This window comes from Ruminiclostridium josui JCM 17888 (assembly GCF_000526495.1).
In the GTDB taxonomy this organism is placed as follows: domain Bacteria; phylum Bacillota; class Clostridia; order Acetivibrionales; family DSM-1351; genus Ruminiclostridium; species Ruminiclostridium josui.
Map to the genome: position 1 here is coordinate 669,644 of NZ_JAGE01000002.1, position 14,485 is coordinate 684,128.

Genomic DNA, 14,485 nt, shown 5'->3' on the forward strand with positions numbered 1-14,485 from the left:
CCTAAAATTAAATTTGACATACTTCCTTTTAAATTCTAATTGAGCAGTTTAACTTTTAGCTGAGCAAAATCAATGGCATCAATATTTCCGTCATTATTCATATCAGCATTTGTTAAATTAATATTAGAAGTTGATTGAGTCAAAATAGCCTTCTTGAGCGCAGCAATATCAAGGGCATCTATAGCACCATCATTATTGACATCGCCTTTTAAACCTTGCTGTGGTTGAGAGCTGTAGCTATAAAGATTTGGGAAGTTACCCGTTGTATAAAGAAGAATCATCATTCTTAAAGTATTACCGAAATAGGTGTAGTTACCTGTATCTTTTACTTTAACACACTCATTATAGATGTTCTTTGCATATGTAGCGTCTGTACCTGTCATTGCAGCAGCAGCAGCACAGCTAACAAAAGTAGCAGTATGATTTGCACTTATCTGACTACCAGATAATGTGTATCCATCTTTTATGTTAGCATACCCAATATTCTTGAAGAAGTTTGAGATAGCATCACAATGTGTCTTAGCCTTTGCAGTACCGTACCAACTGTAATCAATAGCTGTTCTCCATTGATAACGGATTGCATCATAATAGAAATCATAACCTTGTCCTGATGCCGGAGTTCCATTTGCTGTACACCAGTCAGGAACAAGTCCCGTATTGCTGTTTCTTGCTTTATCAGCTATTTCATAACATTTATTTGCTACATTAATCCATCCAGAATTACCTGTAAAATCAGCAAAGATTCTATACCAAGCAGGAGCAAAGTATGATGGATTAGTTACATCAGACCCTCCCCACATATCTCCTGGTTTTAATACATATGTACCTGGTTCTACCATTTTATTATATATATTATTTATGTAATTTTTAGCTTCTGTCTGATAATTAAATCCTCCACTTGTTCCCCATTTTTTATGAGCGAACACAAGAGATACTGCAATATCTTCATCTGCATCTGTAGCAGCACCAATAGCATTTTGTCCCATTATATTGCCGTTAGCATCAATGCGCCAAGACATAAGTCCATTTGAATTTAAAAAAACTTTAACATATCGATATAAATCATCAAATAATTGCTGTTCTCCAAAATAAACAGCTAGCAACATTCCGTATCCAAGTCCTTCTGAAACTGTATCATAGTTTGTAGAAGCATCTCTTTGAACTCTTTTATATCCCCTTGCTCCGTTGGATGTAATATGAGCACTTTTCCACTGTTCCCATTCGCTTTTAAGTAAATTATTTGCACTTGACTGACTATCCGCCAGACAACTGTAAGCTCCATATGGATATGTTGCATTATATGGGAAAGGAATTTGATCAGCTGCACTTGACACGATGGCCGTTGTGATTATTGAAACACTGAATATAGCCATCATAACAAGTGATTTAATTCTTTTTAAGCTTGAACCTTTAATCATGTTCTTACCTTAATCCTTTTCTTATTTTTCTTTGTAACTCATAAGCCCGGACGGCACAAGAATGAATAATCTAATCACATCAAATACCGTCCGGACTTTAAGGTTACATATGCGTTATAGCATTAATTAATACTATTGATTAGCAAGAAGTGCCTTCTTTAAAAGAGCATAGTCAATAGCGTCAATTGCTCCATCACCGTTCATATCTGCATTTCCAGCAACTATTGAAGTACTGCTGTTTAACAGATATTTCTTAAGCATAGCAAGGTCAATAGCGTCTACAGTTTCGTCGCCGTTAACATCTCCCAAATTAGATCCTTCTGGGAAGAGTATTGCATAAACACCATTTGCAACTGCAAATTCACTCTGAGCCCAGAAACGGTGTAATCTCTGTGTAGGAACCTGTCCAGCCTGTAAAGCAGCTACCATTGTCTGCCATTCAGGATCCTGCTTGTACTTAGAACGAATATCTATGAACTTAACACCAGATTTAATTACATCACCGTTAGGCATTTTTCCAGTCCAACCAGCTGGTACATAAACTTCCTGGTCAAGGAATCTGTGGTAATCACCACGTTGTTCAATAGTTGAAATACCCTTTGAATCGCTGTAATTATTCCACATAGCATCTAAAAGCTTCTTAGCATTCTCTTTAGAAGTTGTATCTCCTGATTTAGCAGCATAGTAAGTCAATGTGTTTGCAAGTGAAGAAGCACAACCAAGGTCAGTATTGTAGTTTACAACTTTAACATGCAAGTTTGGATTTCCAGTGTATCCTTGTGTTGGGTCCCAAGTATCTGGCTGTCCTTCCCAATCAAGTGTACCAGGAATCTGGAATGTTCCGTCAGCATTGAACTTAATTTCACTGTTAACCCATTTTGCCCATTTGTCTAAGAGGTTCTTAGCTCTAGTATCACCAGTCTTGTAGTACAATTCAGCTACACGCTGCATTGACCATACCTGCATACCAAACCAAGTGTTACTACCTGGGTCAGCATATACAGGGTTTTCTACATAACCCATTCCGTAGAATGTTGAAGTACCTGAAGGAATTGATTCATAACGTCCGTTCCATGAGTTTGTTGCACCACCGGCAATAGCACCTTCTGATGACTGCAACCACTGATAGAATTCAAGCTGTCTGTCCAAGCTCTTTGCCCAGTCAGTTGCACCATTTGATGACTTAGGCTTGAAGCTTGAATCTGTTGAAAGTACCCAAGCTGCAAATGGATTCTGGTATCCAAAATGGTTATGACTGCAACCGATTATCCATGACCAAGTTGAGTCAACTCCACCACCCCATGCATAGTACCATGAAAGCAAATAATGTGCTGAATCATATCCTGTACCAGCTTGAGTAGGTTGTCCAATCTTTCTGAAATACTTATCAAAGAATGAATATCTGAGGTAATCACCCATCTTTGATGCCTTACCTACTTCTGTACTTACGCTCTTACCTTGTTCTTTTGCCCATTCATTAGCCCAGTAAGTTGCTTGAACTGCACGAGCATCAGCGTCCGGTGCATTTGTGTATTTGAATTGTTTTGCTGGAGTACCTGTATCCTTTGTAAAGAGATCCAAGAATCCATACTGTCCACCAAATTTATGTTCATCCCAACATGGTTGAGGAATGGTTTCCCAAGTTGACTCTTGTTCACCTCTTTGGAAAGTATTGATATATGATGGCTTTCCTGTTCCATCAGCTCTTACTCCAAATCCATACCAGTTGTCAACATCAAGTAACCAATGCATTCCGTACAGCATGCTGGTTCCATATGCTGAAGTCAATTGTGAATTAATTGGATCTCTACCAACAGGTTGGCTAGTATCCAATGGTGAAGGATACTTGCTTGGATCCTGGAATTCTGGAGCGTATGTAGCAGGCTTGTTAGCATCATATCTGCTCATACTTGAATTAGGCTGATCCTTTTCTGTAGGGATCAAATATTTTTCAGTAGTAGTCCAAGACTTGTTAAAACCTGAAAAATCTCCTGTGAATCTTCCATACATTGCTTCCAACCACATATAATAGGACATTGCTTCACTTGTTGTAACATGTCCGTAGTCTGGAGCTTCAACCATGAGTGTTTCTACTGAGTGATAAGGAATTCCCTCTTCACTGAAGTATCCGTTTGAAGGATCCTTAATCTTGTTGTACATGGATTCGAAACGCTCCTGGTACACCTTGTTTACCGGGCTTGCTGCTGCATTTATGCTAGTTGTTGTCATTATTGATAATGACATTGCTGCAGCAACTGCAACTGCTCCTACTCTCTTAAAATTCTTACTCATTTTACACCTTCCTTATTATTTGAATTTTATGGCAGTAAAACTGCTATAAGTTTTTAAAAGCTCCATACTTTATGGCCTTTCAGCCATAAAGTATGGAAAATTTAAATTCAATAATTAATTAAGTTTTGCACTTCCATTTGTGAATGTGATATCACTGATTTTTGCCATGTTACCATTACCGAATGCTCCACCTGCTTTGAAAGCGATAGGAGTAGTTGTGCTTGAAGAACCTAATACTTTGAAAGTAAGGTTAGTGATTACTCCATCACTTGCGATAGGTTGATCAGTTATAGTGTTATCAAGGAAAAGAATACTGATAGTACCATTTGTTGCATTGATACTGCTTGAGAAGTTAACAGGTGCATTTATTACTATATCACCAGCTGTTGCTGATACAGCCTGCAACAAGGTTGGGTCATATGTAATATAGAAATTACATGTTCCTACATTACCTACTGTAGCAACATTGCTGAGAGTTACAGGTACTGTTATAGTATCACCAGTTTTTCCTGTTACTGAAGCAATCTTTACTCCAAGTCCTGTAACAACAGGCTCACCAACATCGATAGTAACACTACCATTTGTCTTAACAACTGTAGCTATCTTTGCCATAGTACCGTCACCAAATGCTCCTCCGTCTTTGAAGCTTATTGGTGTTGTTGTTTTAGTTGATACACTCTTTAATTTGAATGTGATATTTGCAAACACACCATCTGAAGTAATCAATTCGTCAGTGATTGTGTTATCTAAGAACAAGAAGCTGATTGTTCCGTTGCTTGCACTGCTTGAGAAGTTTACTGCTGCATTCTTAACTATTGGACCTGCAGCTACTGATACTACATCTAACAAGCTTGCATCATATGTAAGATAGAAGTTACATGTTCCTATGTTGTTTACTTTTGCTACGTTAGCAAATGTTACAGGAACTGTTACTGTATCTCCAACATTACCTTCTGCTGTTCCTACTGCTACATTAAGATCTTCTGTAGGTTCTGGATCACCAGGAATAATTGTTACACTACCATTTGTCTTAACAACTGTAGCTATCTTTGCCATAGTACCGTCACCAAATGCTCCTCCGTCTTTGAAGCTTATTGGTGTTGTTGTTTTAGTTGATACACTCTTTAATTTGAATGTGATATTTGCAAACACACCATCTGAAGTAATCAATTCGTCAGTGATTGTGTTATCTAAGAACAAGAAGCTGATTGTTTCGTTGCTTGCACTGCTTGAGAAGTTTACTGCTGCATTCTTAACTATTGGACCTGCATCTACTGATACTACATCCAAAAGACTTGCATCATATGTAAGATAGAAGTTACATGTTCCTACGTTGTTTACTTTTGCTACGTTAGCAAATGTTACAGGAACTGTTACTGTATCTCCAACATTACCTTCTGCTGTTCCTACTGCTACGTTAAGATCTTCTGTAGGTTCTGGATCACCAGGAATAATTGTTACACTACCGTTTGTTTTAACAACTGTAGCTATCTTTGCCATATTACCGTCACCAAATGCTCCTCCATCTTTGAAGCTTATTGGTGTTGTTGTTTTAGTTGATACATTCTTTAATTTGAATGTGATATTTGCAAACACACCATCTGAAGTAATCAATTCATCAGTGATTGTGTTATCTAAGAACAGGAAGCTGATTGTTCCATTGCTTGCACTGCTTGAGAAGTTTACTGCTGCATTCTTAACTATTGGACCTGCATCTACTGATACTACATCCAAAAGACTTGCATCATATGCAAGATAGAAGTTACATGTTCCTACGTTGTTTACTTTTGCTACATTAGCAAATGTTACAGGAACTGTTACTGTTTCTCCAACATTACCTTCTGCTGTTCCTACTGCTACGTTAAGATCTTCTGTAGGTTCTGGGTCACCAGGAATAATTGTTACACTACCGTTTGTCTTGATAACTGTAGTTATCTTTGACATAGTACCGTCACCAAATGCTCCTCCGTCTTTGAAGGTTATTGGTGTTGTTGTTTTAGTTGATACATTCTTTAATTTGAATGTGATATTTGCAAACACACCATCTGAAGTAATCAATTCGTCAGTGATTGTGTTATCCAAGAACAGGAAGCTGATTGTTCCGTTGCTTGCACTGCTTGAGAAGTTTACTGCTGCATTCTTAACTATTGGACCTGCATCTACTGATACTACATCCAAAAGACTTGCATCATATGCAAGATAGAAGTTACATGTTCCTACGTTGTTTACTTTTGCTACATCAGCAAATGTAACAGGAACTGTTACTGTTTCTCCAACATTACCTTCTGCTGTTCCTACTGTTACTTTAAGAGCATTTGTAGGATCTGGACTTATAACTACACTACCACTTGTCTTAATAACTGAAGCTATCTTTGACATAGTACCGTCACCAAAAGCTCCTCCATCTTTGAAGGTTATTGGTGTTGTACCTTGTGTAGCAGTACTCTTAATCTTAAATGTGATATTTGCGAACACACCATCTGAAGTAATCAATTCATCAGTGATTGTGTTGTCCAAGAACAGGAAGCTGATTGTTCCGTTGCTTGCACTGCTTGAGAAGTTTACTGCTGCATTCTTAACTATTGGACCTGCATCTACTGATACTACATCCAAAAGACTTGCATCATATCCAAGATAGAAGTTACATGTTCCTACGTTGTTTACTTTTGCTACATCAGCAAATGTAACAGGAACTGTTACTGTATCACCAGGAGCACCAACAGCTGTTCCTACTGAAACCTTAAGACCATTTGTATTACCACTTTCACCTACATTGATAGTCAATTTAGGATTCTTTGAACCTACACCGAAATCAAATGTAAGAGTTTTTGTGCTATTTGCTGGCAATGTATTCAAATAGCTAGCCAATATTGTTACTTGGTTTGTTCCCTTTACATATTGGTTACTCTGCAACTCAGTAATTCCATTAAATGTATTTCCATTTGGTGTAAGAGCTATTACAGCGTCTGAGAATTGTCCCTGTTTTGCAGAAATAGAAGTAGGACTGATTTTTGGGTCTTGTGTTGGGTTGTCATCACCATTAGGTGTTGAACCATATACAAGAGTTCCGCCTACGAAAGCAGCAATTTTCTGCCAATCCATGTATGAACCAGCTGAAGTATATGACCAGTCATTTGATTGATCAAAATTAGACCAGTCGTTTCTTGCAAATCTGGTTTGAATTTCTATAGATCCTCCAGCTGGAAGACTTCCTGCATCACTGCTTAATGCAACTTCAAGATAATGATCTGCATTTGTAACTGCAGGGCTTACTTCATTAAATGTTCCAGATACCTTTGAAGTAACATCCATATAGTTGTTACCACTCAGATAACCTGCATGGTCACACCAGAATGTCATTTGCTTATTTTCATCCTGAGTAAAATAATATCTAAGTTTCAAATCTGCCAAGTTGATTGGTGAACCACTTGTGTTTGTAACTTTAAATCTAGCGTATATTGAACTTGATGATGTTGGTGAACTACCATTATTAAATTGAACTGATATGACGCCAGTATCAGCTGCAAAAGCTGTAAGCTGAGCTCCTAATAATGTCACCAACATTGTTAGTGCTAGCAAAAATGCTAAAGACTTTTTACGCATTTGTAAACCTCCTATTTTTTATTTTACATGAAAACCATCTGGCCTTTTGACTATGGGTTTTATCACCAATATTCAGTCTTTTATCAGTTTAAGGCAGTTATTAATAAAAAGTACTTTTAAATAAAAGATGCTTTTAAACTGCCTTACTCTAAAAATGTTTTAAAATGTTTCATTTTTACAGGCACACCGATATAACTGAATAAATATTTTCACCTCCTTAATCTTTATTGGCTAAGTGGTTTTTCATAATTTAAATTAATTCAGAAATGCTTTAACTTGATTATAAAATTCTCAAAATATACACATTACCACAGTCATCTATTCCGATTATTTTGATACTTTTTATAATCACTTTTATTATATTTTTTTAAATAACGATAACTTTTTCTGAAAAGAAGGTACTATTCTGTCATAATGCTTGTAGCTAAATATAGCCAAATAGTTCGTAGACGTAATTTAAATTTAGATATAATGATAGTTAGAAAGAATATAACTTAGAGAATTAATACTTATAAAGCGAGTCTTACAGATATTTGAAATGAATATGTTTAAGCCGTTTACTTTAGGTGCTTACCATTATCAAATTTTATCATTTTTTGTTTTAATAATTAATAATACATTACCCCTTTAAACGCTTTTTTTCATATTTTTCGTATAGTCATAAATGCCTCAAATTCATATTACCATTTATGTAATTAAATTACAAGTACTTTTTCAACATTTTTTCAACAGATTTTTAGTAATTTTATATAAAGCTCGCCCTTCTTTTTTTTTGTTTTTTATGCTAATTTCTGCAACAATAATACAAATAATAACCGTCTTATGTTAATCGTTTGCCACTTTTGTAATTTTCTAGATATAAACTACCATAAATAATAATAATATGCAATATAAAAACTTATTTTTTAGTTTTTACCATATTTATAAGCTAAATGACAAACTGCAATCAATATTTTTTATCGTTTATATTTGTTTTTACATGTAATTACTTCTTTACATTATATCGACATAATTAATTTATCAACTTTTTTGACTTCATTATTATATAAATAATTACTAAAAATGCAAATAATGTTATACTTCCGATTAGTCCTGATATCTGTCCAGGATATAAAGGTGATGTGGCAAATACAATCAATATAAATGTTACCGCGATAAAATTTATTATAGGCCATCCCGGAACTTTATATTTAAGTCTGTCTGGTTTCTCTTTTAGAGTTTTCCTTCTATAGAAAAAGTGTGTAATTGAAATTGTAAGCCAGTTAACAAGTGCAGTAAATCCGCTGGCAGCCGCCAATATTTCAAATACCTTTGATGGTATTATATATGAAATAACCGCTGTAAGAAACAGAACAATGCTGCTGAGTCCAAGAGCATAAACAGGAACTCCGTTTTTATTTTTAATTAAAAATGCCTTAGGAGCTTGTTTCCCCATACTAAGTGAGTTCAGCATCCTTGAAGCACTGTACATTTTCTGACGCATGTACCCTAAAAGACCCCGGAGCAGGATTAATAATAGTCATTTCAGTTATAAACATTATTTCCATTACCATAATAATCCCACCAAAAATATAAGCTAGGATTGCTGCAGGGCCTGCAATTGAAATTACTGTTCCGCTCCCTAGAAATATGCCTGAGCCAATAATATTTCCAAGTGCCATTATTATAAGATGGTTTCTGTTAAATCCTTTTTTTATAGATTTACTGCTCAATTAAATTCTCCTTGTTTAATATATTTTATCTCTTCTAAAGAATAGGATAATCAGCAATAAACTGATTATCCTATTCTTGGTTATTCTATATCAAGTTTTCTCTTTAAATGTTGTGCAGCATGTCTCATCACTTATACTGGCTTTAGCTCCATCCATAGGGTTAACTTCAAGTGCATTGGCATAGCACATGTGACCTTCATTGTAGGCACAGTTTGTGACACCGCACTTAACTTTCATACAAGGTGCATCCATTTACAATCACCTCCCAGTATTTTTTCTGTAATGCTGTACTAAGAGATATTATTTTCACATTATAAATAATTAAACAAAGGAATTTTTAACATTATCAAAATTACTGGTTATCTGTACTTACGTTTTTTTTAGACTTTTTAACTTTGTAAAATAAAAATCCCGCAATAACCAGGAAAGCTAAAACAATCACTGAAAGAATATTAAAATATGATAAAAACTTATTTACCATGGAAATATTATTGCCTATAAAACGTCCAATAATCATATATATAACCTGCTGTATTAATATTGAGATAACAATATATGAAAAATAAACACTCTTTTTAACCCGGAAAACTCCTGAAAATAAAACCATTATGGTACTTGTCCCAGGTATAAATTTACTTAGTATCAGTCCATATTTACCATATTTATGGAATACCTTTTCAGAACGTTTAATATGTTTTTCGTCAATATACTTTAATACTATCTTATACCTTAAAACTTCATTACCCTTTTTATACCCGAACCAATAAACAAGTATTGAACCCACAAGACTGCCCAATATTGAATTAATTAATACTGGTGCAAAATGAAATTGACCTCCTAAAGTTGTCAAATAGCCTTCAAATACAATTATAACATCTGAAGGATACGGCGGAAAAACCAACTGAAGAATTCCAGATAAAAAGAAAAATAAATATGTAACAATAACATTATTATTTATTACGTCATTTATCAAATTTAAAATAAAATTTTGCATTATTTTTGGGAGCCTCCTTGGTAAACATATATCTATTATACCCAATAACTCGCAGTTTGTCTGAAAAAGACAAAAAGCTCATTGCACATGACTTGTGAATGAGCTCTTGCAATTTATTTATTCATATCAATTTTGTAATTGGTCTTGAGCAGCATAACTCTCTACATAATCATAAATCTTTTTTGATAATGTAGCTTCATTCTTACAGGCTGCCACAAAATCAACATTATCCGTCATAATGGAAAGTACATATGGATGAGAGGCAAATACTATACCTACGTCATTGGCGGTTTTTACCTGATTGCCTATTTTATGAGCAACTTTTACACCTGTGTTAGTGCTACTCTAAAATTGTACCACATACCGGTAAAAAATTAGGCCACCTTAATCAAATTTCCTGTATGATTATGTTGACAGCATCATCGTACAGGAGGAAAGGATATGATTAAGATGGCACAATTAGAGGATATCAGAAAAATGTACTTCATGGAAGACCTAAGTATCAGGGAAATAAGCCGCAGAACTGGAATGCACAGGGATACGATCTCAAAATATATTTCCATGGATGAACCAAAACCGCCGAAATATAAGTTGACAAAAGAACGTAGCCATCCGGTATTAGGCCCATACATACCAATGATCAAGCAAATAATAGAAGACGATAAAACAAGGCATCGTAAGCAGCGTCACACAGGGACTAAAATATTTGAGACACTTAAAAAAGAAGGCTTCTTGGGCGGATACAATACTGTAATGGATTACCTGAGGAAGGAATACAGAAAGCAAAAGGAAGCTTTCCTGCCATTGGAGTTCGAACTGGGGGCCTATGCAGAAGTGGACTGGACAGAAGCATACTTTTATCTGAAAGGCAAAGAAACCAAGGCACATTTGTTTGTAATGAAGTTGAGAGGATCAGGCGGATTCTACGTAAGAGCATACCCTTTTGAGAAACAGGAAGCATTTTTTGATGGGCATATCAAATGCTTTGAGTTTATGAACGGTGTACCATACAAGATAGCATATGACAATCTAAAAACGGCAGTGAAGAAGATACTCGAAGGCAGCAACAGAGAAGAACAGGAGCAATTTATCGCCTTACGTACCCATTACCTTTATGAATCTTCATTCTGCCGGCCAGCAAAGGGAAGCGATAAAGGCGGTGTGGAGAATGCAGGCAAAGAGGCTGTGCGAAGGTTCTTCGTACCCTACCCTGAGGTTGATTCCTTTGAGGAGTTGAATGAATATCTGCACAACGAATGCATAAAGATTTTGGAAAGTAATCCGAAATGGGAGGCGGAAAGGGCTGCTTTGAGGCCATTACCGACAGTAAGGTTTGATGGCGCGAGGTATAAAGAAGCAAAGGTCAACCGCTATTCTATGGTACAGTTTGAAACTAACCGATACTCTGTTCCCACGATATATGTGGGAGAGAAAGTCACTGTTAAAGCTACAGCAGATGAAGTAAAAATACTATACAAAGGGACAATGATAGCAAGCCATCCAAGGATATACGGACGATACCAGGAGCAGATAAAGCTTGATCACTATCTGGAACTGCTGCTGCAAAAATCACGCGCCCTGGGCAACACAAAAGTATATAAACCTCAGATGCTGGCACCCGTTTATGAGCAGTATCGTCGAAGCTTAAATGCAAGAAGTCCGAGAGGCAACAGGGAATTCGTAAAGATACTTATGCTGCACAGGGATTACCCTACGGCACTGGTGACAGAAGCTATTGAAATAGCTATGGCATACAATGTATACAGTTATGACGGTTTATTTAACATATTAGGACAGCTGCTGGTCTCAGGCAATCCTAAGACGGCTCCTGTCAGCAAAGACAAGCTTCAGGGCATCCCCGAGGTTGTTGTAATACCTCCTGATCTCAGCAAATACAGCGCTCTCATGTCAGGAGGTGGGCAATAATGCCGGTCAATAAAATGCTTATTGAAACTTACTTGAAGAAGCTAAAAATGCCTCAGGTGGCAAAAACCTATGAATCCCTGGCAAGAGAAGCCGCAGACAACAATCTGGATTATGAAGAATATCTGCTGTGTGTGCTGGAGCAGGAAGTACACCAGCGGGAGAACAACCGGATTCAGAGAGGGATACGACAAGCGGGCTTCCCCGTAATCAAAACGATTGAAAGCTTTGACTTCCTTGCCATACCTTCTTTGAACAAACCACGGGTATTGAAACTCATGCAGGGAGAATATATCCGAAGAAGAGAAAATGTCATTTTGATAGGCAACTCCGGAGTAGGGAAAACCCATATTGCAACTGCGCTCGGTTACGAGGCTTGTCGGCAGGGTATGAAGGTCAAATTCTATACGGCAGCTGGTTTGATAAATGAATTGCTTGCAGCACAGCAGGAATATCGTCTTAACAAGTTCGAAAAGCAATGGCTGGCGCCGCAATTAGTGATCCTTGACGAATTGGGCTATGTGCCCTTCAATAAAGTCGGAGCTGAATTATTGTTCCAGTTCTGCTCCTCCCGATATGAGAGAGGCAGCCTGATCATAACTACAAACTTAGAATTTCCAAAATGGACGGAGGTGTTAGGCGATGAACAAATGACAGCTGCCCTGCTTGACCGCCTGACCCATAATGCACACATACTGAACATCAATGGTGAAAGCTACAGGTTTAAGCAGGCTCTTTCCAAGCAGGCAAATAATGACTGATTTTTTATGAAATGGTGGCCTGATTTTACTCCGGTAAGTGGCCTAAATTTTGATTGACATTAACACACCTGTTAGCTGTGCATCAATTCTATCATGCCAATCAGTATTTTCAAGGTTATTTATAAGTTCTCCATAAACATCTTCATTTTTTAGATAATGTTTGTACAAATCCTGTGCTACCAATGCCATATCGTATGGGCATGAACGATGACGATTATCATAATAGACCTTTCCACCAAGATCAACCAGGTATTGACGTACATTTTGAATATCCAGAAGTCGGATTATCATATTAACACCGCAATTATCGCTTTTTCGTATTGACAGCTTTGATGTTTCTCGAACGCTATACTGGGTTCCGAAAGGAGATTGCTGTATTATTCCCGTACCAGGTTCAACATCTTCCTTTTGATATGTAAGCATATCGTTCAAATTAACCTTTCCAGCTTCAACATACTTATACAAAAGAACATTAATAGGAAGCTTCGAAGTACTTGCTGCTATATATCTGTCGGTATCGTTAACATTGACCATCTCTCCGGTAGCCAAATCAATAAATGTAACTCCATACTTTCCTGAAAGTCTCGAAGTATAATCGGTTATTAATTTTCTTAATCCATCCATCTTACCGCTTTTTTTAACAGATCCTATATTAGGTAAAAAGCCATGGTCCTTTGTATTCACTCCGTTTAGGCTGGTGACAGAAGTTGATGTAGATGCTGCTGCCGCAGAATGCTCTGACGATGTTGGTGTAGTTGGTGATGTATCCGTTTGAGCGACTGTGGGTTTTGTTGAATCAGTAGGAGAAGTAGCCGTTGTTTCTCCCTTATTCATGAACAGGTAAACTCCCATAGCTATTGCTATTATTCCAAACACGCTTATTACAGTAATAAGTGCACGTCTTTTTTTATATTTTTTTTCATTTCTAATGTAGTAAGAACTCATTTTTATCCTCCGTATATAATTACATTTGCTTCTAACAGTAACATTATAGTAGAATTAATGTACTCTGTAAAATGTATCCTTTATTTACTATTTTCAAACAATAATCTGCAGTTATCTGCCCTGTATTTAGATATTATATATTCAACCGGCTGACCGCTTTTTGAAAATAATGTATTCTGAAGCTTAATAAGTGGTTGACCAGGCTGAACTCTCAGAAGCGGCGAATCATTTTGGTCCGCAAACACTATCTCAAGTATACTCCTGCTCTTATCAGGAATTAAAGGGTATTTCCCTCTTAAAATATCTATGGAAGATTTTCCGTCTTTCAACTGGGAAATAATATCAGGGAAAAGACTTAGGGGTATGTACGACTTATTGAGAGAATAAACTTCATTTCTCTCATTATTTATAAATGACAAATACGTTATCTCTGCAATTGGCATATTTGAATTATAGTTAAATATTTCATTAAGCTGATTTATCAATGAACTATCTATTTCTTTCAATTCAATAATATTTTTTTCAGCTGGAGTCTGGCAGTCAAGAATTGAATCTGTAAATCCGCTGTAATCTTTAATATCAATTACGTTCTTTCTTCCATATACAAAGGTTCCCTTTCCCTTTTCCTTATATAGATAGCCGCTGTTAGTAAGCTCACTTATAGCCTGTCTCACAGTAGGCCTGCTTATGTCATACATCTGGCATAAATCCTGCTCAGAAGGTATTTGAGAATTTGCCGGAAACTCATTATTTTCTATCTTTTTTATAATTAAATCCTTTAATTGCAAATATAGCGGTATGCTGCTAAATTTATTTATCATTGAATCACTCCCAGAA

At 36.4% G+C, this 14,485-nt stretch carries 11 protein-coding genes and 1 pseudogene; 2 read left to right on the forward strand and 10 right to left on the reverse strand.

What is annotated here, in order from left to right:
- Positions 1-35: 35 nt before the first annotated feature.
- From K412_RS0119225 to K412_RS22250, 8 genes and pseudogenes are all read right to left on the reverse strand, one after another.
- Complete coding sequence (locus K412_RS0119225) at positions 36-1,418, reverse strand: glycosyl hydrolase family 8 (protein WP_024834594.1); 1,383 nt, start codon at positions 1,416-1,418, stop codon at positions 36-38.
- Positions 1,419-1,550: 132 nt separating this feature from the next.
- Entirely contained in the window at positions 1,551-3,710 is a 2,160-nt protein-coding gene (gene celCCF / locus K412_RS0119230) for a cellulase F (protein ID WP_024834595.1), read from the reverse strand.
- Positions 3,711-3,824: 114 nt separating this feature from the next.
- Entirely contained in the window at positions 3,825-7,313 is a 3,489-nt protein-coding gene (locus K412_RS0119235; protein WP_024834596.1) for a cohesin domain-containing protein, read from the reverse strand.
- Between the two features lie 1,012 nt (positions 7,314-8,325).
- Positions 8,326-8,796 (reverse strand): amino acid permease, encoded by a 471-nt coding sequence (locus K412_RS22070; RefSeq protein ID WP_242835732.1) that lies wholly within the window; start codon positions 8,794-8,796, stop codon positions 8,326-8,328.
- Positions 8,750-9,025 carry a hypothetical protein gene (locus tag K412_RS22860; RefSeq protein ID WP_024834598.1) on the reverse strand — a complete coding sequence of 92 codons (276 nt, stop codon included), beginning with the start codon at positions 9,023-9,025 and terminating at the stop codon, positions 8,750-8,752. Before K412_RS22860 ends, K412_RS22070 begins: the two co-directional genes overlap by 47 nt.
- Positions 9,026-9,115: 90 nt before the next feature.
- The gene (locus K412_RS22075) at positions 9,116-9,277 is read right to left on the reverse strand and encodes a DUF1540 domain-containing protein (RefSeq protein WP_081741836.1); all 162 of its coding nucleotides are present in this window, start codon (positions 9,275-9,277) and stop codon (positions 9,116-9,118) included.
- 100 nt (positions 9,278-9,377) lie between these two features.
- Positions 9,378-10,019 (reverse strand): DedA family protein, encoded by a 642-nt coding sequence (locus tag K412_RS0119255; protein ID WP_024834599.1) that lies wholly within the window; start codon positions 10,017-10,019, stop codon positions 9,378-9,380.
- Between the two features lie 126 nt (positions 10,020-10,145).
- Positions 10,146-10,340: pseudogene (locus K412_RS22250) on the reverse strand (serine hydrolase); the annotation flags it as partial.
- Positions 10,341-10,460: 120 nt separating this feature from the next.
- Between K412_RS22250 and istA the strand changes: the two are divergent.
- Together istA and istB are read left to right on the forward strand one after the other, a co-directional pair.
- Positions 10,461-11,945 (forward strand): IS21 family transposase, encoded by a 1,485-nt coding sequence (gene istA, locus K412_RS0119260; protein WP_024831343.1) that lies wholly within the window; start codon positions 10,461-10,463, stop codon positions 11,943-11,945.
- Entirely contained in the window at positions 11,945-12,703 is a 759-nt protein-coding gene (gene istB / locus K412_RS0119265) for an IS21-like element ISCth9 family helper ATPase IstB (RefSeq protein ID WP_024832078.1), read from the forward strand. The genes istA and istB overlap by 1 nt, the downstream gene beginning before the upstream one ends.
- A gap of 42 nt (positions 12,704-12,745) precedes the next feature.
- Here the strand turns inward: istB and K412_RS0119270 are convergent, their stop codons facing one another.
- Both K412_RS0119270 and K412_RS0119275 read right to left on the reverse strand, forming a co-directional pair.
- On the reverse strand, positions 12,746-13,648 hold the full coding sequence (locus K412_RS0119270) for a serine hydrolase (RefSeq protein ID WP_024834600.1): 903 nt from the start codon (positions 13,646-13,648) through the stop codon (positions 12,746-12,748).
- Positions 13,649-13,728: 80 nt separating this feature from the next.
- Positions 13,729-14,469 (reverse strand): GntR family transcriptional regulator, encoded by a 741-nt coding sequence (locus tag K412_RS0119275; protein ID WP_024834601.1) that lies wholly within the window; start codon positions 14,467-14,469, stop codon positions 13,729-13,731.
- Positions 14,470-14,485: the final 16 nt, after the last annotated feature.

What these genes read in the sequence shown, in the direction of transcription:
- K412_RS0119255 (WP_024834599.1), bottom strand. Translation starts at nt 10,019, where the DNA reads ATGCAAAATTTTATTTTAAATTTGATAAATGACGTAATAAATAATAAT.
- K412_RS0119235 (WP_024834596.1), bottom strand. Translation starts at nt 7,313, where the DNA reads ATGCGTAAAAAGTCTTTAGCATTTTTGCTAGCACTAACAATGTTGGTG.
- K412_RS0119225 (WP_024834594.1), bottom strand. Translation starts at nt 1,418, where the DNA reads ATGATTAAAGGTTCAAGCTTAAAAAGAATTAAATCACTTGTTATGATG.
- K412_RS0119275 (WP_024834601.1), bottom strand. Translation starts at nt 14,469, where the DNA reads ATGATAAATAAATTTAGCAGCATACCGCTATATTTGCAATTAAAGGAT.
- celCCF (WP_024834595.1), bottom strand. Translation starts at nt 3,710, where the DNA reads ATGAGTAAGAATTTTAAGAGAGTAGGAGCAGTTGCAGTTGCTGCAGCA.
- istB (WP_024832078.1), top strand. Translation starts at nt 11,945, where the DNA reads ATGCCGGTCAATAAAATGCTTATTGAAACTTACTTGAAGAAGCTAAAA.
- K412_RS22070 (WP_242835732.1), bottom strand. Translation starts at nt 8,796, where the DNA reads ATGCGTCAGAAAATGTACAGTGCTTCAAGGATGCTGAACTCACTTAGT.
- K412_RS0119270 (WP_024834600.1), bottom strand. Translation starts at nt 13,648, where the DNA reads ATGAGTTCTTACTACATTAGAAATGAAAAAAAATATAAAAAAAGACGT.
- K412_RS22075 (WP_081741836.1), bottom strand. Translation starts at nt 9,277, where the DNA reads ATGGATGCACCTTGTATGAAAGTTAAGTGCGGTGTCACAAACTGTGCC.
- istA (WP_024831343.1), top strand. Translation starts at nt 10,461, where the DNA reads ATGATTAAGATGGCACAATTAGAGGATATCAGAAAAATGTACTTCATG.